The sequence below is a fragment of the Flavobacterium taihuense genome (assembly GCF_019351435.1).
Lineage (GTDB): Bacteria > Bacteroidota > Bacteroidia > Flavobacteriales > Flavobacteriaceae > Flavobacterium > Flavobacterium taihuense.
Map to the genome: position 1 here is coordinate 196,740 of NZ_JAHWYN010000008.1, position 22,067 is coordinate 218,806.

Annotated in this window: 19 protein-coding genes; 3 read left to right on the forward strand and 16 right to left on the reverse strand. The window is 34.2% G+C overall.

The genetic code is table 11. The annotated features are described in order from the left end of the window. Positions 1-13: 13 nt before the first annotated feature. Positions 14-3,049 carry a SusC/RagA family TonB-linked outer membrane protein gene (locus KZH69_RS11200; protein WP_219317529.1) on the reverse strand — a complete coding sequence of 1,012 codons (3,036 nt, stop codon included), beginning with the start codon at positions 3,047-3,049 and terminating at the stop codon, positions 14-16. A gap of 726 nt (positions 3,050-3,775) precedes the next feature. On the opposite strand from KZH69_RS11200, the gene KZH69_RS11205 reads away from it, so the two are divergent. Further along, positions 3,776-4,147: a helix-turn-helix domain-containing protein gene (locus tag KZH69_RS11205; protein ID WP_255557858.1), complete on the forward strand. Its 372-nt coding sequence runs from the start codon at positions 3,776-3,778 to the stop codon at positions 4,145-4,147. Between the two features lie 301 nt (positions 4,148-4,448). Here the strand turns inward: KZH69_RS11205 and KZH69_RS11210 are convergent, their stop codons facing one another. The 10 genes from KZH69_RS11210 to KZH69_RS11255 all read right to left on the reverse strand — a co-directional run bounded on the left by KZH69_RS11210 (position 4,449) and on the right by KZH69_RS11255 (position 15,576). Beyond that, positions 4,449-5,342 (reverse strand): phospholipase D-like domain-containing protein, encoded by an 894-nt coding sequence (locus tag KZH69_RS11210; RefSeq protein WP_219317530.1) that lies wholly within the window; start codon positions 5,340-5,342, stop codon positions 4,449-4,451. A gap of 35 nt (positions 5,343-5,377) precedes the next feature. Next, positions 5,378-6,871 (reverse strand): class I SAM-dependent DNA methyltransferase, encoded by a 1,494-nt coding sequence (locus tag KZH69_RS11215; protein ID WP_219317531.1) that lies wholly within the window; start codon positions 6,869-6,871, stop codon positions 5,378-5,380. Position 6,872: 1 nt separating this feature from the next. Then, positions 6,873-7,517: an HNH endonuclease family protein gene (locus KZH69_RS11220; protein WP_219317532.1), complete on the reverse strand. Its 645-nt coding sequence runs from the start codon at positions 7,515-7,517 to the stop codon at positions 6,873-6,875. A gap of 6 nt (positions 7,518-7,523) precedes the next feature. Next, positions 7,524-9,335 (reverse strand): AAA family ATPase, encoded by a 1,812-nt coding sequence (locus tag KZH69_RS11225; protein WP_219317533.1) that lies wholly within the window; start codon positions 9,333-9,335, stop codon positions 7,524-7,526. A gap of 11 nt (positions 9,336-9,346) precedes the next feature. Further along, the gene (locus tag KZH69_RS11230) at positions 9,347-10,606 is read right to left on the reverse strand and encodes a restriction endonuclease subunit S (RefSeq protein ID WP_219317534.1); all 1,260 of its coding nucleotides are present in this window, start codon (positions 10,604-10,606) and stop codon (positions 9,347-9,349) included. A 161-nt stretch (positions 10,607-10,767) separates the two neighbouring features. Next, positions 10,768-11,193: a PIN-like domain-containing protein gene (locus tag KZH69_RS11235; RefSeq protein ID WP_219317535.1), complete on the reverse strand. Its 426-nt coding sequence runs from the start codon at positions 11,191-11,193 to the stop codon at positions 10,768-10,770. Continuing rightward, positions 11,193-11,864 (reverse strand): DUF433 domain-containing protein, encoded by a 672-nt coding sequence (locus KZH69_RS11240; RefSeq protein WP_219317536.1) that lies wholly within the window; start codon positions 11,862-11,864, stop codon positions 11,193-11,195. The genes KZH69_RS11235 and KZH69_RS11240 overlap by 1 nt, the downstream gene beginning before the upstream one ends. 62 nt (positions 11,865-11,926) lie before the next feature. Further along, the gene (locus KZH69_RS11245) at positions 11,927-12,196 is read right to left on the reverse strand and encodes a helix-turn-helix domain-containing protein (protein ID WP_219317537.1); all 270 of its coding nucleotides are present in this window, start codon (positions 12,194-12,196) and stop codon (positions 11,927-11,929) included. A 12-nt stretch (positions 12,197-12,208) separates the two neighbouring features. Further along, positions 12,209-15,028: a type I restriction endonuclease subunit R gene (locus KZH69_RS11250; protein ID WP_219317538.1), complete on the reverse strand. Its 2,820-nt coding sequence runs from the start codon at positions 15,026-15,028 to the stop codon at positions 12,209-12,211. 407 nt (positions 15,029-15,435) lie between these two features. Continuing rightward, positions 15,436-15,576, reverse strand: a complete 141-nt coding sequence (locus KZH69_RS11255; protein WP_219317539.1) for a hypothetical protein — start codon at positions 15,574-15,576, stop codon at positions 15,436-15,438. A 603-nt stretch (positions 15,577-16,179) separates the two neighbouring features. Here KZH69_RS11255 and KZH69_RS11260 point away from each other — a divergent pair. Continuing rightward, on the forward strand, positions 16,180-16,443 hold the full coding sequence (locus KZH69_RS11260; protein ID WP_219317540.1) for a hypothetical protein: 264 nt from the start codon (positions 16,180-16,182) through the stop codon (positions 16,441-16,443). 204 nt (positions 16,444-16,647) lie between these two features. Next, on the forward strand, positions 16,648-17,187 hold the full coding sequence (locus KZH69_RS11265; RefSeq protein WP_219317541.1) for a hypothetical protein: 540 nt from the start codon (positions 16,648-16,650) through the stop codon (positions 17,185-17,187). Between the two features lie 198 nt (positions 17,188-17,385). Here the strand turns inward: KZH69_RS11265 and KZH69_RS11270 are convergent, their stop codons facing one another. The 5 genes from KZH69_RS11270 to KZH69_RS11290 all read right to left on the reverse strand — a co-directional run bounded on the left by KZH69_RS11270 (position 17,386) and on the right by KZH69_RS11290 (position 22,061). Beyond that, a complete protein-coding gene (locus KZH69_RS11270) occupies positions 17,386-17,595 on the reverse strand; it encodes a hypothetical protein (RefSeq protein WP_219317542.1) in 210 nt (69 codons plus the stop codon). Positions 17,596-17,620: 25 nt separating this feature from the next. Then, positions 17,621-18,028 carry a hypothetical protein gene (locus KZH69_RS11275; RefSeq protein ID WP_219317543.1) on the reverse strand — a complete coding sequence of 136 codons (408 nt, stop codon included), beginning with the start codon at positions 18,026-18,028 and terminating at the stop codon, positions 17,621-17,623. Between the two features lie 132 nt (positions 18,029-18,160). Further along, on the reverse strand, positions 18,161-19,033 hold the full coding sequence (locus tag KZH69_RS11280) for a hypothetical protein (RefSeq protein ID WP_219317544.1): 873 nt from the start codon (positions 19,031-19,033) through the stop codon (positions 18,161-18,163). A gap of 5 nt (positions 19,034-19,038) precedes the next feature. Beyond that, positions 19,039-20,937, reverse strand: coding sequence for a phospholipase D-like domain-containing protein (locus KZH69_RS11285; protein ID WP_219317545.1), 1,899 nt, complete (start codon positions 20,935-20,937; stop codon positions 19,039-19,041). A gap of 71 nt (positions 20,938-21,008) precedes the next feature. Further along, positions 21,009-22,061: a type I restriction endonuclease gene (locus KZH69_RS11290; protein WP_219317546.1), complete on the reverse strand. Its 1,053-nt coding sequence runs from the start codon at positions 22,059-22,061 to the stop codon at positions 21,009-21,011. Positions 22,062-22,067 lie beyond the last annotated feature (6 nt).

The window sequence follows — 22,067 nt, forward strand, 5'->3', positions numbered from 1 at the left end:
GCTATTTTTTAGGTTAAAAAGTAATTTGCACACTGCTGGTATAGATGCGAAGTGGTGGCAGAAAGCCCGCTGTCTTAAACTCTGGATCCGCCCCTTTATATTTGGTAAAGGTTAGCATGTTCTGTCCCTGAAGACTGAACCTCAATTTCATTTTTCCAGTCCAGCGTTCCGGTACATCATACGATAGTGAAATATTTTTTAGTCGGATATAAGAGGCATCGCTAATCCCCGCATCACTCTGCGCATGTCGTGTGTTCGCTCTTTGTATATTTGACTTAACACCACTGCTATACACCTGATAAGGTTCATTATCTCCCGCCTGCTGCCAATGCTCCGTCACGGCTGCCGGTTGGTTAGTCATAGTACCGGGCATACCAAACATAAAAGTGGGGTTGAAATTTTCCTGCTTCACAAACTGGAAAAGAAAATCCAATTGAACAGGCCCATAATGCAACTGGTTTTGCAGTCCGCCATAAAACTGGGGATTCAAATTCTTAATGGTTTTACGGTCATTGGCAGCGGTAATAGCCCCGTCACCATTCACATCCTCAAACTGATAAACACCCGTCTGCGGATTAAGCCCTGTGTAGTGATACACTTTCGTGATATTCAACGGCTGTCCAATCACATATTGATTGCGATAGGGAGAACCATCCAAATTAGGAAACGACAACAGTTCATTTCTGGCTTGAGTAAAATTCAGGTTGCTGATCCAGCTGAAATTAGAATTACTGATATTTACGGTACGGATACTAATTTCAATCCCCGTATTTTGTACGGTAGCATCAAGGTTCGCCTGCAATGACGTAAACCCTGTCGTACCCGGCAACGGAATCCCAACAAGCTGGCTCGAAGAGCGGTTGCGATACCAACCCAATGTAGTAAAAATACGATCCTCCAAAAAACCAGTCTCCAACGCTAATTCTAATTTCGTATTGGTCTCCCATCCAAAATTCGGATTAAACAATCGTGAGGGACTAAGTCCACTAATGCCTTGGTAGTTATTTCCTGAACTCGTATACGTATCCAGATATTGGTAATCCCCAATCTGGTCATTTCCCGTCGTTCCATAACTACCTCTGAGTTTTCCAAAACTTAGGAATCCAACATGATTCTTCATAAAAGCTTCATTCCCAAAAAGCCACGCAGCACCCAGCGCACCAAAAGTGGCAAACTGCTTCCCGGGACCAAAACGGCTCGAGCCATCCCGCCGTCCCGTAACATTCACGATATACCGTTCCAGCCAGTTAAAATTGACACGACCAAAAAAAGCTTGGTATTTGTAAACGGTTTGATTACTGCTCTGGATAGCATAATGAGCCGCTGAGCCCGGATTATCCATCTGGCTGTTACTGGAAAATCCAGACCCCATAGTCACCAGTTGGTCGCTGGTCTGCTCTTGAAAAGTACTCCCGACCAATGTCTCCATTTTTCCGCTGCCCATCTTTCGGTTCCACGAAATCTGTGGTTCCACAATCCACGATTGTCTATTGGTTTTATTCTCAAAAATAAGCGAGGCTTCACTGCCCAATCCATAAGCGGGATTGTACATCGTCGAGGGTTGTGTATTGGTTTCATCATGCCGCAGATCACTGTAGCCAAAACTCGACTTTAACACCAATCCTTCAACCCATTCATAGGATAAAACCGAATTGGCAATCAGGTCATCCGTCAGGCTTCTAAATTTTCCCGCTAAACTCCCCAGCGGATTATTAAACGTATTATCCTCCCAGTTCACATTTCCGTTAGCATCATAAAGCGCTGGGGCATTGGGGGCAATAGTAAGCGCCTCTCGGGTAAAATCGGTTGGGGGCAGAAAATTATCCTGCGCTGTATAGCCACCCGTAAAATTAATTCGGAACTTTTTATTCTCCGAGGCATGATTCAAATTCACATGCATATTGCCTTTTACGTATTCAAAATCACCCGGAAAAACCGTTGTTTCTTTACTGTAATTACCACTCAACAAGAATTGCGTCTGCGCCGAACCTCCAGACAGGGAGGACTGCACTGTGGTATAACTCGAGGTACCTCCTATAAGTGCCTTTTGCCAGTCTGTTTCACGATTGGGATCCCATCTACCATTTACATCATAGGCATCCGCAGGATAGTCCGTAATCCCGTCATTGGCATAGGCTTCCCTGCGCATTTGTAAATACTCAGGGGTATGCATCAAATCCATAAAACGGGTCACCTGCCCAAAACCACTCGAAACAGTGGCACTAAAACGAGTAGTCCCCTCCTTTCCTCTTTTAGTGGTGATCAGCACCACACCATTCGCACCGCGAGAACCATAAATGGCGGTGGCATCCGCATCTTTAAGCACCTCGAGACTTTCAATGTCACCGGGATTAATACTGTTTATCGGACTCGTTTGCCGTGGTGTGGTACTCGAAGTATAAAAACTCCCTATAGCGTCCGAGGCATAGGGAACACCGTCAATAATATACAGCGGTTGGTTCCCATCGGCACGCAAGCTGTTCTGCCCCCGAATCTGGATCTCAAATCCGCTTCCCGGTACTCCTGAGTTTTGGGTAATATTAACCCCCGCCATCCTGCCCTGCATCGTGGCAAGCACATTGGTCACGGGTTGTTTCTCGATGTCCTTGGCGGTAATTTTAGAGATACTTCCGGTGCGTTCACTATTCTTTACGGAATAGTATCCCGCATTGATCTTCACTTCCTGCAATTGGGTAGTGTTTTCCTGTAGGCTAATATTAATGGTAGTGCGTCCTTGCACATAAACCGTTTGCGTTCTATACCCTACATAGGCAAAAACCAAAACATCCTGTGGAGCGACAGAAAGAGTATAACGACCACTATAATCCGTGGCAGTGACAACATTGGATTTCCCCTGTATCGAAATACTGACTCCCGCTAAGGGATTACTCCCATCGGTCACAGTTCCCTGTACCTGATGTTGTTGTGTATTGACAAGGCTTTGCCTACTGGAATTATTGGCTTGAACAGGCGAAAAAGACAGCATCGCTCCCATAAAAAACAGGAAACAAAAAGCCCTTCCACCCCTGGATAATGAAAAATTATTCATAATATTGGGTTGGTTAAGTGAAACGTTAGTTTATTTAGCTATCGGTCCTCTATATGTTGTCCAGACGGTTAGAGGGCCTTTCTTTATTATATCGTTGGTTATATCATAGGCATATTTTTTTAATTGTTATATCAGTTTTCTTAATTCTTTGTTCTGCCATCTGCAGTCTGTTTTCCCCAATATTGTCATCCTGACGGAGGAAGGATCTCAGTTGCTAGGTCGACAAAGATTGAAGCTTTTTTTCTTTGTTCTTGCTTCTTTATTCTTTGCTCTGCCTTCTGCCTTCTGCCTTCTGCTCACTGCCTTCTGCTCACTGCCTTCTGCTCACTGCCTTCTGCCCACAGCCCCTTAAAAAAGCCTGCACCGAAACCACTAATTCAAAATAAAGAATCAGCACAGGCATTAAATAAAAAGATATTACGTTTTATATCATAGGCAACGATATTGATTAGCATTAGTTTTTGAATCAATGATAAAATAAGGAATTGCGAAACTTATAAATGAAGTAATAACGCTAAGAATAAAAGCTGGAGTTTTTACCTAAATAATAGGCATAAAAAAAGGCATGGAACTCAGCTTATATCGTTACCGGGGTACTGGCGGTACCTTACCACGAATAAGTGAGCCCACGCCAGTGACGTGAGCATCGTACTTATCATCTCGTGGTTATTTAAACGCCAGTTTTCGATAACGAGATTCAAAGCGAATGCTTCAAATATTTTTTATATGAAGAATCGCAAAAATACATCTTATGATGTATTTGTAATACAAATATATAAAATTATTTCAAAAGTAACCTACAGGTGTCTGTTATTTTCTTTTTTAAAAATGAAATTTACTTTTATGATTAACGATAATTTTATAGCAGAAAAGGAAGCACTAGGAATTAGAATTCAAGTGCTTCGACAAAGGATTATAAATCCTGATACCGGGAAACCTATTTCTCAAGAAGAATTAGGTTATATATCTAATGTTGCAAAAAAAACAATCGGAGAATTAGAAAGGGGTGTAACAAACCCAAAATTAGAAACACTGTTAATGATTTCTAAAGGACTTAATGTTTCGATTAAAGATCTATTTACAATTGATGATATATAAGATGTCTAGTCTAGGCATCTTTTTTGTTTTTTTACAATACTCCATTATTGCATATTTAAATTCCCGAATTGCATCCTAAATAAAAAATAAAAACACATATTTTGAGCTTTACTTAAAAGATTCAAAATATGGAATGGTATGAAATTATAGGTTTAATTGTGGTATGGTTTGTGGGACTTTATCTAAGAGGCGAATTTTATGAGTATTTGAAGAATAGGTATCATAATGATAGTTGGAATAAAAGATGTAAAAAAAAAATACTGATTAGGTATCTTTTTTAGGCAGTTTGCTATTTACTTTACTAGTAAAACATATTTTGAATCTTAATATTTCTCGTTTTATCTAAAATTGTTTTGGCCATAAAAACATAATCAAATACCAATTTTTGAACATCAGTTACTTCTTGAGGGATAAAAAGTAAGACTGGAGACTGAGACTTTTTGGTTGCTAATATTTTCTCATATCTATAATTATTGTTTTCAAAATTAAGTCCTTGTATAATTTTAATAAATCGATCATTATTTTCTACATTAAAAAAAAATCGAATCTCAAATCCTTCTCTGAACATAACATCTCCAAAGGGAAATAAACTTTTGCAATAAACATATTGTTTAGAACTATTTATTTTAATTTCAGGAAATTTTTCCTGAAACCATTCTTTAATTTTTTCTAAATCTATTTCGTTTAAAGGAAAAATGTTTTTTTTCATTTCTTCATTTTCAATCATAACGTCGCTTAAAAGCTCTTTTTCAACTTCCGTTTTTGTCTCTAAAATATTTTCTCCAATAAATTTTGAGTTCTTTAAATACTTATCTATTAATTTAACTAATTGATTTCGTTCTTTATCTATTTCTGTACTGTAGGCAAAATCAATAGAATTTATATCTGAATATTGATATAAATTTTGAGAAGATACAATCCCATAGGTGTCATTCAAATAAATTTTGGCATGCAAGTCTTTAACAAAAACTATTTTAACATTCAATTGCCTTATAGGTTCTAAATCTTGTTTGACATTTTCCCTAACATAAAAAGTAATTTCTACTTTTCTTTCAATTGCATTTTTTAAACATCTTTTTAATTTATCCCAATTTTTTATATCAACATAAGGAGATACAATTATTAATTCCTTTTCTGCATCTTCTATCAACGTCATTATTTTACCTGAAATTTCCATTACGGGTATAAAAACCATAAACTATATTTTATAAATTATTATGTCAAATTTTACTATTTCAAACTGGCAATAATTGCTCTAAAACTATCCAAACTCGCCTCTATATTCTCCACAATTTCTAATGCCAAAACATCTGGATCCGGTAGATTGTCCAAATCGGCTAGGGATTTGTCTTTAAGCCAAGTGATGTCCAGACTTGTTTTATCTCTGGCAATGATTTCATCGTAGGTAAACTTTCTCCAACGCCCTTCTGGGTTGGTCGTTGCATCATACGTTTCCTTGCGTTTGTGTCTGTTCTCTGGATTGTAGAGCTTTATGAAATCTTTTAAATCACTTAGTTTTAATGGGTTTTTCTTTAAAGTATGGTGCACATTAGTCCTGTAATCGTACACCCAAGTTTCTTTGGTCCAAACGTCTTTGCTGGATGGTTTTCCGTCAAAAAACAATACGTTGGCTTTTACACCATTGGCATAGAAAATACCGGTTGGCAGACGAAGAATTGTATGTAAGTCTGTAGTTTCTAATAACTTTTTACGCACTGTTTCACCTACTCCACCTTCAAACAAAACATTATCGGGTAACACCACGGCTGCCATTCCGGTTGTTTTCAGCATCGTGCGGATGTGCTGTACAAAGTTCAATTGCTTGTTACTAGTAGTGACCCAAAAATCCTGACGGTTATAGGTCAAATCTTCTTTCTCTTGTTCGCCATCTTGATTGGTAAAGGTCATGCTGCTTTTTTTACCAAAAGGCGGATTGGCCAAAATATAATCATAACGTGTCCCAGAATCCGTAATCAGCGAATCATTAGGAGAAATAAAGTTATCCGAATCAATATCACCAATGTTGTGCAAGAACAAATTCATTAGTGCCAAACGTCTGGTACTGGCCACAATCTCATTCCCGAAAAACGTTTCGTATTTCAAGAATTTATTAGCCTCTTTATCTAAACTTCTATGCTCAACAATCCAGTCATAAGCGGCAAGGAAAAATCCTCCCGTACCACAAGCTGGATCTGCAATAGTTTTCAAGGGTTCCGGACGCAAACATTCCACCATTGCTTTGATCAAGGGACGGGGAGTGAAGTATTGCCCTGCCCCACTCTTGGTGTCCTCGGCATTCTTTTCGAGCAAACCCTCATAGATATCACCTTTGTCTTTCACGCCCATCAAGATCCAGTTCTCGGCATTGATAAGGGCAATGAGTTTATACAACTTGGCGGGGTCTTGTATTTTGTTTTGGCTTTTGACAAAAATTTGACCCAAGATGCCTTTTTCTTTGGCCAATTCGCGCAACATAATGTTGTAATGAGTTTCTAGTTCTGTACCGCTTTTGGTGGTCAGGGTTTCCCACGCAAACTCTCCAGGAATGGGCATTTCTCTATTGTGTGGCGGCTTGCTGTATTCATCAGCCATTTTCAGGAACAACAAATACGTTAATTGCTCCAAGTAGTCACCATAGCCCACACCATCATCTCTCAGAGTTTGACAAAAGGCCCATACTTTGGAAACTATACTTGAGGTGCTTGCTGATTTTTCTTTGCTCATTTTATTGGTTAATTTGATAAGTTGCACATTCATTCACTAATCTTATTAATTCATCATTAGTTAGTGGGTTTATTGTGTCAATTATATGTTGATTTATTCTTTGCATTTGCATTTCAAATGTATGTAATCTAAAGATTTCTATTGATGTTAATCCTTCAATTGTGCATCTTTTAATATCAAGGATAGTTCTATCATTGTTAGTATAGAAGATGTGTTGGTCTACATCTTCTATTATTGGATGTACGATGCTAAAAATATTTTTTGAATATTTTTTTGAATAGACTACTAATGGATCAAATGCTTTTTTTAAAGTAGAGTTGCAAAAATCACATGAAGGCAAAAGATTTAATGGATGAAAAGATTGATTTGGATATATTGAATTTGGTAAAAAATGATCTACAGGTTTTCCACTTCGTATAAGCCTTTTGCCACAGTATACACACTTAAATTTACTAGATGCTAATAATGATTTAACAACATTATGTTTTATTCTTAAACTACATTGCTCACCATCGTACCATACTCTTTTTTTACTTGAACCAAATAATTTTTGGTATTTCCTACCATATTTGCTTCTTAATCTTTTCAATTGATTTTTTTCAGCATTTGTATAATTGTACACAGACTTAATATCTATATTTATCATGTTCTACTAATTTATCAATTTTACACCTTCATTTATTAAATAAGTTAAAGGATCATTTTTACTAAATTCATGTTTTTTTAACTTATTGATAATTTCAATAATTTTTTCTTTGTCATTTGATTTTTCTTGTATTAATGATGCTAATAATGTAATATCATATTCAAAATAGTGATTTCTTGTTGTTCTCAAACTAAATATCCTATACAAAACCTCTTCTGAGGTCCAACCAAAAGTATTTATATCCTTAGGTAAGTCTACAATAACATTATCATTGCCTTCTTTTTTTAATCCTATTATTTTTGAATTTTCGCCTCTTAAATCTGAAATTAAAAAATGCGAATGTGTTGCTAAAATAATATGAGATGTTGCAAATTCGGGTTCTGAAAATAATTCTCTCAAAAAAGATAAATATTTCATTTGCCAATTTGGATGTAAACTAATTTCAGGTTCATCAATGAATATTAAACTATTTGGTTTAATTGTGGCTAATAATCCAATCATTGATGAAAAGAAGTGATATTCACCAGAACTACTTTCGGTGAGATTATATTCATCTCCCTTATTTAAATTGATTTCAGGAGCAGAAAGGATTCCTAATTTTCTTAAATGGTCTAATAATTCATAATTTTCTTTTAAATTAATATAATCATTTTCATCAACAATATTATATTTTATTTTTCTTGCAGAACTTCTGTCTTGCTTTTTTTCTAGTTTATTTTTGCTGTAGAGGTTGTTGCAAAATGAAATAATTTTGTTCAATAAGATTTCGTCTTTTGATATACTTAAATAATGATTTAATTTAAATGGAGGTATTCTTTCACTGTCTTTATATTTGATTTGAATATCATTAAAGTAGTTTTCAAATTGCTTAACATCTAATTCTCCTCTAAAAAAAAGTGGAGTGTTTAAAGTATAAAATAATATATCAATTGATTTACTAATACCTAAAAAATCTCCAGTTTTAGCGATTCCTTTTTTGAAGACATCTGAATTTATTTGGGTTACAATAAACTCAACAGTTTTTCTAACATATGACCTAGTACTTGCAGCTTGAGCAATATTTCTAACTCCCAAATATTTATAAAAAGGAAAAGTATCACTATCTCTAATAAATGGATATTTATCAGTTAGCATAATAGAATTTGCAACAATAAAGGAAGGAAGTTCAGCCTCCTCAAAAGGGATAAGTTCAGAATTTCTATATATTTGAGAAGTATTTTTAAATTTTACTTCACCTATGTCTACAAAATTTGAATATGTGTATATGTTCTCATCAATTGAATATTCTAATTTATATTTTCCATCTACGCCATATGATCTTGGGTTAAGTTCTTTATTGTCATAGATGTCTTTAAAAAGTAAAATTATAATTCTAAATAAGTTGCTTTTCCCAGTACCATTAGAGCCAATAATGACAGTTGAGTAAATTTTATCCTGATCATCTTTATCATCAATAAAATCGTAAATTATTGATGAGTTTTTGCAAACTAAACTATTATTATATAATTCTAAACGAATCAGTTTGAAACCATTATTTTTTGTGACCTTATCTTCTTGAATATCTATTAATTTAAACTTTAAGTCAGCTAAATGATTCCAAGCAGAGTAGGTGTTAAAATTATTTGGATTTGGGTCTAGCTCTTCTCCGTTAGCATATTTATTTGCAATTGAAATTATATATTTTAAGGGGTAATTGATACCCTTATCGTCAACTAAAAAATATCTCTGCCCCTCTCTACCTGCTCTGATGCCTTCTCTGCTGATTTCAGAAATAGCTGCAAGAATGTGTTCTCTTTCAATGTTATTTGGTATTGCCATATTTTTATCTTTTAAATCAACTCCCCACTAAAAGCCTTTTTCAATATACTCTGCCTCAATGCCTCGGCTTGTAATAAACTTTGTGTAATACTTTCCTCCATTTTATCCGCAACACTTAAACGGCTTTCTATTTCTTGGACGATTCGATTTTGTTCTTTTAGTGGAGGAAGTAATAATGGGTAAGTTTTTAGTTTTGTACCATTTATATTTGATTGATTAACACCAAAACTCCTAACAGAATTTCCATATTTTTTAGCTTCTTTAGAATTTAAATAATAAGTGATAAATGCAGCATCAATCAACTCCTCAATTCTGTTTATTCTAATTAAGTAACCCGCAAATATTGCAGGTCTTTCTCCTTTATAAATTGCAGTTTTTCCAACTAATTCAGCACTATTTGTTCTGTTAAAAAGGACATCATTCTTTTTTAATAAGTACTTTTTAATTTCTAAATCATCATCTGAATATACTAAATCATTCCAATCAAATATTCCATTTTGAATATTTCCCATTCTTAATACTGGAACTTTACCTTCTTTTTTAGATTTTGTTCCCGAACCATATTCCACATTATAACACACATCTCCAATGGTTACTTTCTCCCATCCCTTCGGCAAAACTCCATCCTTCACTTTCTCATTCGTCAATTTTCCTTCAAAAGCATATTTCAACACAGATTGTCTATAGGTTTTGAGTTGCAGTTGTGCGGTTTTTAAATCCTCAATGCCTTTGTCTAACTCGCTAAACAGTTCTTCTATTTTGGAGACGATGGCTTGTTGAGTTTCGAGTGGGGGAAGTGGAAATTGTATTTCTTCAATTTCAGATTTTCTAACAGATGGAACTGTGGTAGCCTTTGAATAATCTTCTAATTTAACTGTATTAAAAAAATGATATAAAAATAAATCTTCACAAAGATTATCAATCGCCTTTAGCCCCATCGCATTATTATCAACTATACTAGGCTTTTTAACAATTGCTCTTCTGTTTAATTTCAAACCTTCACCTATTTTGGCAAATACAATTGTATTAATTGGATATGGCTTTGCTTTTAACTTTAATAAAATATTTTCATCAATAAAATTATCACACAATTCTAACAATCTATTTCCAGCTTTTACATTTTTTGAAATATCTCCAACTTTGTAAAATGGATATTCCCCAACTTTATTTCCTTGTAAATCTTTTGGAAAACCATATCCTTGATGAAATTTTGCTACTTTAGAAAGTGAAACCCATTTCCAATCCTTTGGTAATTTATTATTATGTGTCATTAATGTCAAATTGTTAATAATTTTGAGTTACAGTCAAATAAAAAAACTCAATAAAATAAGGAGTTTAAGACTCTTTTTGGTTTTAAAAATTAAACCCAGTCAAATAACCGTCAAATAAAATATTGCGGTAAAAAAGAGCGATTTAATTGTTTCGATAAAACTTACTCCACTCTTTCAAAACTCTTTTTAGATGATGCTCGATAGGCAAATGGAGTTTTGTTCTTCCTTACTATTTTTTTTATATCGTCCCATTCATTGATTAGTTTCTTTACAAAATCCCAATACTGGAAACCACTTTTAGAAGGGGTGCTGAGGAAGAAAATACCCACGCCAGATTCTTTATACAACTCTCTTTGGTGTTTTTGTAATTGAATATTAAAATCTTGTGTGATTACAATTCCGTTTTCGGCACCTACTTTTGGTATCCAATCTTCGTCTTGTGCGCCTTGTCCAAAAACTTCTTTGATAGAAAGTACTTCTATCTCGAAACCATCTTTTGCATTTTGAGGTTGTTGTAAAGCATGTAAACCACGAGCCAATTGACTTGGCATATTTTCGTCGATATAGATTTTGTATTTTCTAACCATTAAGCTGCATTTTTATGAAAAGCTATGGCATCTTTAACCGACTTTAATGGGAGTTCATATATAGAAGCAATAAAAGAAATAGGTTCTTTAGCAAGATACATTCTATAAATAGCCTCTGATTGAATACTTGTTCCGTCTAAAACAGGTTGTCCAAACTTTCTATGAGGATCACAAACAACTTTATGGTTCTTGCCCATTGGCCAAAAACGAGAAGCCAACATATCATTATCAAAATCTAGATTTTTAAAGAATAGTTTAATAATGTCTAAATTGAATTGTTTACTTCCGTCAAGAGTAATATTTACTCCATCAACTTTAAAATATACTCTCAAACCATCTGTAGAAATATTGTCTAACACTTCTTTTTTAGCAAAAGGAAAATTAGTTCTAAAATGCTCACCTAGTTCTTTGTGTGCTTTTAAAACTGCTTTAGTTTTTACTCCTGCTAGTGTAAATTGCATCATTACATAAAACTCGATAAGTGTATGAAAACCTACAGCACGTGTGTTTCCAACTGACCAAGAATATTGGTGTTCATAGCATTTTCCTAATTCTCCATCCCAATATTGAGTGATCCACTTGCTAACTTTGTAATAAGGCACACGTAGAATCTGCGCAATCTCTTGCGTAGTAAAAACTCCATTGCCCAGTTGTAAATGATTTTCGAACATTTCTATATTTAAAGTTGATACAAAATTATACTTTTAAGTCGCTAATACCTCTTTTAATTCAACTAAAAATTAGCTGAAATTGTTAACCATTTTTTATAATTCCTATCAATATTTATCCAATATTTAGCAGATGTTGAAAAAAGCATAGAGAGCTTATTTGCAAATTCTTCTGTGATTGGTTCTTTGCTTTCTAAAACTTTATCAAACTCTTCTTTTGATAGATCTAATTCTTCCAGCAATAAATCATTGGTCCAATTTTGCATATTCAATTGTTCTTGAATAAAATAATCGATTCCAAATTTTATTTTTGGCATTGGATTTTCTAACTTCATAATAATAAATTTTTAAGCCGCTAAAACTTCGTTTAATTCATTAATTATAGCATCCGTTTGATCGCCAAACAACTGCCACATTTTACTCAATCCGCCTTCGGCATTGAATGGACTTAAATCAAAATCGTCTTTCTCTATACTAAAACTATTGGCTACATAGTCTTTCATCATGCGCAGCCATTGCATTTGGGCTTCGGTAAACTTTAAAGTTCCTGCTTGTTTCTTGAACACCCATTCTTGAAAATTACGGTCTACCGTTTTATCATAACCCGTTAGCCATTCGTCAGTTCCTATGGCTTTTCGCAATAATGAAACCAATAAAACCAATTCTTGTTTGGGTTTTTCGGTTCTTGGCATGCGCTGTATCCGTTTTCCTTCGGCTTCGGTATCTTCTTGAGTGGCGTAAGCATCCCATAAAACAGGCAACTTAATGGCTGGTTTTTCAATCAACAACAATTCGTAAAGGTCTTTAATCATTTTATAAGTCAAGCTTCTGTTTTTATAATCTTGAGTATAAAAAATTTGTAAAGCCGTAATCTCGTCTTTGTGCAACTGTATCCAAGCTTTGAAATCAGTGATTACCACTTTGGCTTGTTCGGCATGGTCTTTTACCCACCCTATTTTGGTAATGGCATCCATATTAACCACATCAATAATCTGGTCGTATTGCTTGCGGATATCCACAATAAAATCACGCAAATCAGGATTGTGAAAAACGGCAACGGCATCTTCTATTAACTGCTGTTTTCCTTTGGCTATAGCCGCATCAATCTCTATAGGAGGAAATCCCCGCATAGCGCCTTTGGTTGTCTTTTCTACTTTTTCAATAGAATCAGGATCATAGGCGTTTAACAATTGCTTTACAATATGATGGATCGTAAAACCATTGGCTTGTTCGGCAAACTTGAGTTTGTCTTTTTCAGAAAGTTGACGTTCCAAACGAATCAAACGATTGGCAAGGGTAGTCAACATGTCTTCGGAGGTGTTTCCCATCGCCACATTGGCCAAAACATCCTTCAAGGAAACGCCAGGCGCTTTTTCGAGCGGTCGGCTATCGGTTTTTTGAGAATTCTCGACACCAATGGCATCAATAATCACAAAATGGTCTTTGCTAAATTTTGCCGAAGGTGTTCCTTTGGCTTTCAATTCTTCCACAGAACAGGTTCTGGTCCCACGGCCTTTCATTTGTTCGTAATACGAACGACTTTTTACATCGCGCATAAACAACAATACTTCGAGCGGGCGAATATCGGTACCCGTCGCAATCATGTCCACCGTTACCGCAATACGTGGGTAATAATCGTTACGAAATTGCTGCAAGACCGATTTTGGGTCTTCGTCACTCTTGTAGGTTATCTTTTTGCAGAATTTATTTTCTTCTCCAAATTCCTCACGTACCATTTCGATAATGTCTTCGGCGTGGGAATCGGTTTTGGCAAATACCAATAGTTTTGGCACTTCGAAAATTCCCTTTTCATCCATACGATCGGGGAACATGGCGGGCAAATTATCTTTGACTGCCCTAATTATGGTACGAATCGTACTTGGGTTTACAATATCATTGTCCAATTGTTTGCCGCTGTAGACTTCGTCTTCATCCAAAGATTCCCAGAATTTCTTGCGGGTGAGTCGTTTTCGTTTGTCTACTTTTTCGCCCAGTTTGATGACGCTACCTTCTTTGGTAATTTGGGTTTCAACGGTAAACACATTGTAGGGTACTAAAACACCATCAATCAAGGCTTTTTCATAACCATAATCACAAACCAAGTTTTGGTTGAAATAACCAAAGGTTCGATTATCTGGTGTTGCGGTTAGTCCAATTTGAAAGACATCAAAATAGTCCAAAACTTGTTTCCACAAATTGTAAATACTACGGTGGCATTCGTCAATCACTACAAAGTCAAAGAACTCAATAGGCACTTTTTCGTTGTAACCAACAGGAACGGCCGTTTTGGTTTCGAAAGTTCTTTCGTTCGGATTTTCTTCCTCGGCACTTTCGTCTAAGTCCGTGTCTTTTAAAATAGAATACATCCGTTGAATCGTACTGATATACACTTGACTGTCATTCGGAATAAAGGAACTGCTCAAACGGGTTACGCCATACAATTCAGTAAACAAACGGTTATCTTCACTGGCGGTGTAGGAACGGAATTCACCTTCGGCCTGTTCCCCTAAATTTTTGGTATCAACCAAAAAAAGAATGCGTTTGGCTTTGGCATATTTCAGTAAGCGATACACAAAAGAAATCGCCGTGAAAGTTTTACCAGAACCCGTTGCCATTTGAATTAAGGCTTTTGGTTTTTGCTCCTTGAATGATTTTTCAAGATTGGTAATAGCGGTAATTTGACAATCCCGCAAACCATCAACTGGCAAAACAGGAATGTCATGTAAACGAGCTCGAAGTGTTTTGGCTTCTTTCGACCATTGCAAGAAAATTTCTGGACGGTGAAAGGTAAATACATTCCGGGAACGTGGTTTAGGATCTCTATAATCGGTAAATCGAGTGACTTCACCTGTGCTTTCATACACAAAAGGTAATGGGTCGTTGTTTAATAGACGGAGTTTTGCGTTAGCATACTGAGAGGATTGCTCTTCAACAGAAGTTAAGTGAATGCCCTCTTCTTCGCGTTTGGCTTCAATAATCCCTACCGCGTTTTTATCAACAAACAAAACGTAATCCGCTGGACCAATATCTGTTTGGTATTCCCGAATGGCGATTCCCAAACCAGCGGCTAAGTTGATTCTTTTTTTGTCCTGTATAATCCACCCGCAAGCAATCAACTGTTTGTCGATATGGTCTCTGGCGATTTGTTCGGGGTTTTGGTTGAGCATTAAATGGGCTTACGCTGTTAATCTGGTTTAAAGATAGAAAAAAAGTTTATTTTCAAGCTAAAAACTACCTCTTTTAAACAAGAAAATTCTTCAAAGACAATAGTAATACAAATCATTGTAATTTCTTTACGGGAAACCGTAATTTAATCTCAAAATAAATTATAGGTTAAAATATCAACTCTCTACCATCTAAATATTCATATTTCGATTTACTGGAAATATATTGGATAGTCCTCTTTGTAACTTTTCAATCTGCACCTTTTCTAATAGCATCAAAAGTCCTGATTTCGAAGAAATTTTATGAATTAAGTTTAGTGCATTAACAGAGCTTTAGTGTTTCGATATGTTTGAAGAAAAGCTGTAAAACAAAAGCCACTCCTTTATAGAATGGCTTCTCTAAGATTTTCTCAATCTTTTGGCTTATGAATATGTGGTTTTAAATCAGGATATCTAGGCTGATTTGGAGGTGTTACACGTCTTCTTTCATCTGGTGTTCCATCTGGCGTTTTGGGTTTTGGACCTGGTTTAATTGCATGAATGTTTTCCATAATACTTGTTTTAAATTAAATTATTTCTTTTGTATAGTTTGCCATAAAGTCAATATACAATCACAAATATCATTAACAAATTAATCATTTCATTACGGGAAACCATAATACATTCAAATAAAAAATCAACAGAAAATTATTCATATTGCAAGATTTATACTACACTAATTACTTATCACAAAAATTGCGCCGCTGCAGAAGTGTTAATCCCTAAGCTGTGCAAATGTCTCATGACTTTCCATTTTTTTTAAATATACCATGAAAGCCTTAAGTATAATAAAAGTCTCCTGACTTTTCTGAGAATTCTTTCAGAATGTTCCCGCTACTACAACAGATTTGAGCAATTAGGTTAATGGAAAATTGGTATTGTATTTGCGCTATTTGGCAAATCCAAATAGTGGGTTTAATTTAAGCCCAAACCTGCTGTAGTACCGTGACGCTAGTGGCCTTTAATAAACATCCATTTATGAAATAGTTCACACTGATAAATAAAATAAACTGATTAGTAAAATATTTTCAATGTAATCTCTGAACCTTACGGATTACCGTAAAAAATGGTTGAAAATTAGTTGTTTATTTACAGCTAATTCTAAAATCAATAATATGGGAACAACTGTAGGCAATGTATTAATATCGTACGACGTTAGTGCTAAAAATCCAGAAGTTAAAGTGGCTTTGCAAGCCTTAAGTTATTATGATTATTTTCCTCAAGATGGTAAAAATCATTATCTGCCAAACACAACTTTATGGCATAAAACGAAGTCTTCTGATCAGGCAATGGCTGATATGAAAAAAATTTGTGCCGATTTAAAAGTTACACTTGAAAAAGCTGTCGCAGTAAAAGCGAGTGAATTTGTCGGATTGTAAATTAAGCCACTCGTAAGAGTGGTTTCTATTTTATTAAATCCAACTAAATGTCGAAGATCACCTTAAAAAACTTGGCTTAAACAATAATGATTTGAGAAATATAAACAGTCGGTATATCTCAAATTCCTTGGAAAAAATATACATTTTGACAAGTTCATTTTTAAACTATATCAACAAAAAAAACGTAACCAATCAACAAAAAATATGAAACCAATCAAAATCCTTATGGCATCAATTTGTCTTTTACTAACATTTAATTCTATTGCTCAAGTTGAAAAAGAGAAAGAAAGAAGTAATGCAGAAAAATTTTCTGATAAATCTGGAACACTCATTCAAAAAGAATTTATTGATGTAGGCGATTTAAAAAAATGTAAAATTCAAATAGCTAAGTTCACAGATTTAGTAAGTAATCAAAAAACTTCAGCAGTAAGATTTGAGTATAGTTATGTCAGTACATACTCAAGTGATACAAAACTTGCACTTTTAGATGCGGACGAAATCGACGGACTTATAAAATCTCTCAAACTTATTCAAGAAAAAGTAATACCCACCACCGCAACAAGCTATACCGAAGTTTCATTTAAAAGTAGAAGCGGATTTGAAGCTGGTTGTTTTTCAAAAAAAACTTCATGGGATGTTTATATGAAACTTGAGCGATATGACGGAAAATCATATGTGTTTTTGGATATAGATGATTTGCCTAAACTGTTGTCTTTACTTGAAGGAGCTAAAACGAATTTATAATATTATCCTGGCTAACGTTATCGCCCAGCTCGCGACTATAACTTACAAATAATAAAAAAATAGATTATTATAACCATGCCCACTTTTGTAATAATCAAAAGTGGGTTTTGTTAATTATACCCATGCTTAAAAGTGTTTTGCATATGTTATTTTCAACATACATCATCATAAATAAAGCATTTTGATCAATTACCACAATCAATCTTCCCATCCACATAATGTTAGCCCGTAGCTTTGCGCTTGAGAAAGTGATGTTTTTACTATTTCATGTTTGCAGGCAACCAATCCCCGACAAGTTTCAGTATAATGATATTTCTTTGCTACCGTTGGCCCACAGATGTATACTTTAGTTTCGGCAGGATGAAAAGAAGTGAGAAAAATAAAAAGTAGGATTATAGTAGCTTTCATTTAAATTATTTTGGCGTTACTAGAATTAATTCACTTCTAGATGGTATTCATTCCCTTCCTTGTCAACCCCTTTTAGTTTGCCATAATCAATCCATTCTGCTGTGATCTCAATTTCTCCCCCAGCCATATCAATTAGTATGCCAGCTCCATATTTTCCTTGAATATTGATGTTCCCAGACACGGAATCTCCAATAGCATTAGTGCCACTTACATCATAATTATACTCATAATGACCTGGTTTACCAGTGCGGTACTCATATTGACGATGGGTATCATTATGATACGTTTTTGCTTCTTCGGGAGTAATCGTTTTTCGATCATCCACAGTAGCAACTTCTTTATAGAGCGTTTGGGGCTGTATTTTTGGCTGCTCTTTTTTGCAGGAAGTTAGTAGCCAAAACGAAAATAATATAAAAAGTGATTTTTTATTCATGCTAATTTTATTTAAAATGTAGAAGGATTATAGTTGAAATCCTTACGGGAAACCATAAGGAATGTATATATAAAGACTTTACATTCTGCTCGATTGGCAAGTAATAAGAATGTTTTGTGTTATTTAGTGGCATTAATACTTTTTCCATTCTAAACTTTTGAACCCACTTTCTTTTGCCCATTTTCGCCAAACTGCTTCAAGGATTTCATTATCCCTCTGTCCTTTGGGATACTTGTAAGTCTGTAGTTTATCATTTTTATCTCGTTCCTGTGTTTCTAATATGTGAAGGTTGATGTATTTATTCTTATTACTTTTATTAGAAGGAAGACATAATGAACTATTAATTTCCAGTGCATTTGTTATATCTACATTATTAGCTTTACAAAACTGTCTTATTTTGTCTATTTCAGAACTTCCAAAATAGAATTGATTATTCGCATTTTTGTTTAGATATTCTAAATAACCGTCTGTGAAAATATAAATATGGTTATCGTATTTAACGAATGTTGTATCTATGGTATCTGTATAAAGAGTATCTTTTTTAATAATTGGTTCGTTTTCAATTTTTTCTATCAAGATACTTATTAAGTCAAGCCCCTGATTTCTTGTGTTTGAATACTCGCTTTTTACTTTCTGTTCAAAATCGTTAATTTTCTGCACGAATCCGCTGTTCTTATATTCTTTTGTTGAGTTTATAAAACGTTGTTTTTCTTCTAGGCTTTTAATTTTTTGGATATCTATAGAGGCTACTACTTTATCTGAAAACGTTGAAAAAGATATGCAAGATTTGTCTCCAATTTTTTCTCCGGGTTTAACACATTCTGTCTTGAAATTTTGAACTATTTTATAAATCTCACCTATGTCTTTTGGTTGTTTATTGGCTATACGGCTTGATAAATCAGAAAGGATAACAATATTTTGATATGTTAGATTTTTATTTTGAGGCTGGGGTACGCACGAAACCAACAAGAGAAATACCGAACAAAGGGTTAAATTTTTTTTCACTTTTGCTATTGAGTTATTAAATTGTTTGATTGTTCTATTTCTTTTACCCTTTTACCCACTTCATCAGCGCAATAATATTGAGGAAGAAACTCAATAAAACCTGATTTGTAAGCGGATATAACACTAGCCAAAATTACATCAGTAAAGATTTTACCGCTTATTATTTTTGCACTAAAATCATTGAATATAGCTTTAATTTGGCTTTGCATTTCTGCATATCTATTTTCTATTTGATTTTGGAAATTATTAATTTCTGTTTCCAGATTAACAATTTTACTGTTGTTTTCATCAATTGTACTATCCTTTTCTTTAACCTTGTTTGTGTAAGATTCTTTTTCTGCATTAAGCTCTATCATTTCTTCATCTAAAAATTGAATTTTATTGTTTTTTTCAGCGTCAACAATTTCTCGTTGAGAATTTTTGTAAGCATTGATTATGTTATCAATTAAAAAGTGTGTAATAATTAGAGGGAACATACCAAAAACAAAAATCAACCAAAACTCACCATGCTTTCCAACTTGCCAAATTTGGAGTGTAGATTCTTTACCTGCTAACAAACATTTTATTTCGTCTGTATTGAAAGTAACCATTGTAGAAACTACAATATCGAAAACTAATAAACCAACCACAAAAAAAAGATCATTTACCCATTTTTTCTCACTTCCAATAATTTTTAAATTGGATAATAAAATTGGAATAAGAAAGAAAAGAGCAGCAATAAATCCGAATAATGAACCTTGTTGTTTGAATATTTTAATTATTGCGTTAGCATCTACAAGTTGCGGAATACCAGGATTAATACCCGCTTCCAAAGAAGCACGAATTACGTTGCCTTCAAAAAAAACTTTATAAACAGCCGAAGCAAAAAATACTGATAAATAAAAAACAAAAATGGCTAATCCAAGCACGATAAAAATAGTACCGATTGACCAAAACTTTTTTACAACAAAAGATTGTTCTAAAGATCTTCTTTCAAGTTTATTTTTCTCAATTTCCTTATTGATTTGGAAAAGTCCTTTTTCGCCTGTATTTTGATTACCTGATTCTAAAATAGATTTTTCTTGTTTTAAATTTGATATTTTATCTGTGATTTGTCGTTTTTCTAATTCATAATTTCTTTTTTCAACTGCTATTTTTTCTTGTTTTTCTGTTTCTAAATTTGATTTAGTACTTTCAAAAGCATTAGAAATATTAGATGTTAGAACATTTTTTTTACTTCCCAAACCTTCATCTGTGGCATAAGTTTTAATTGTTTCTTTTATGCGGTTATACTCTGTTCTGAAAATATCAATGCTGCCTTGGTTTTCTTTTGAATTTTCATAACCTTTCTCTTTGTAGCTTTCCGTGTCAATTTGTGCTGCCGAATAAATGAGATTTTGTAATTGTTGTGCAAAAGTGTCTATAACATTTATGGGTTGAAGTTGTTGAATTTTTGTTTCTGGTCTTTGAATAATTTCATTTACGCCTATATTGTTGTCAATGTTATATCTTAAACGTTCAAATTCTGACAAAAATTGAGAATATGTTTTGATATCGTCTGAAACCTGTATGTTTTCAACGTTATTATTGCTTGCATTTATAGAATAATTATAGGAACCGTTAATGGAAATTCCGTTGTCTATAAGGCAAAATTTATGATGCATTATTCCGCGTGCATCTCCTGTTTCAAAAGCATGTACACTTATGTTTGCTCCTTTTAGCATTAATTTTACAGTTTCATTTTGAGCGTTTGAAGAAAGAATAATGTCAATTGTTAAATTTCTATTTTTTGCTTCAATGATTGCCATTGCAATATCTCTATCTGTAAACCAGGCCATTGCTACATAAATACATTGTCTTGCATTGTTAATTTCAGAAAGTATTCTTAGTTTAATTTCTGTTCCGTTAGTTATGATGTCGTTCATATTTTATTCTTTGTTAAAATTTAGTTTGATGTTGATAAATATTAAAGATATCATCATCTAGTAGATATGATTCATTCCTTTTCATATCCTCCCACCGTCTCCAACAACTCTTTCTCAAATAAATAGATATCATCAATGGTTTGGATGGATTGGCGGACTTCAGTTTTATCAGTATTGAAAAGTCCAATATATTTTTTACCACCATTGAGATGTAATCGGCATAAAGGTTTCCTGTTGTTGTCGTCCAATAAAATTCCAAAATAGGATTGCGTGTCACGAGAAACAATTCTGCTGGTTGGCAGTTTCCGTCTCAAAATGGCCACTACAATTTTATAGGCTTCAAGTTCTTCTTCGCTGGTATTAATTTTGCTTTCTTCTGTCGAAGTTTCAATTTGTTCTTCTTGTTGTTGAGATTCTTTAGTAAGAGCTGCCTTAAGGCGGTCGTTTATTTTGTCGCTAATAAATTGATTGAAGCCTTTTTGAACCAAATCTTTAAATTCTTCCATTACTTTCTCGGTCAAGCGCCCAGAATAGACTTTATTGGCAAACAATTTTGCAAACTCATTGGATGGATTGGATAATTCATCATTAATCTGCTTTCTTATTTCCTGTATGTATTTTAATGCACTGGCATTGCTTACAATATGATTCACATCAAAACTGGACTTGTGAAATTTTGCTATTTCATTAATCACATTATCTTTTAATGAGGTGATTTCGAATTCCAGAAATGGCTTTGGGTCCATTTTGTTTTTTTCGTCCAAGTCGGTAAAAAACTGATAGCTAATTCCGTTTGTTAAAAGCGCGAAACGAGTTTTGGTAACATGGAAATACCTAAACAATTGCGAATTATGAACGGATAATTTCTCCTTCCAATTCTTGCATTCGATAATCAGGATTGGAGCTCCATCTTGAATAATGGCATAATCAACTTTCTCACCTTTTTTGAGACCAATATCGGCGGTGAATTCTGGTACTACTTCGGTTGGATTGAAAGTGTCGTAACCTAGAATGTTGATAAAAGGAAGCACAAAAGCATGTTTTGTAGATTCTTCGGTTTCAATTTTGTCTTTGAGCTGATTAATTTTATCAGCCAAAGATTTCAGTTGGGTAGAGAGTTCCATAGATTG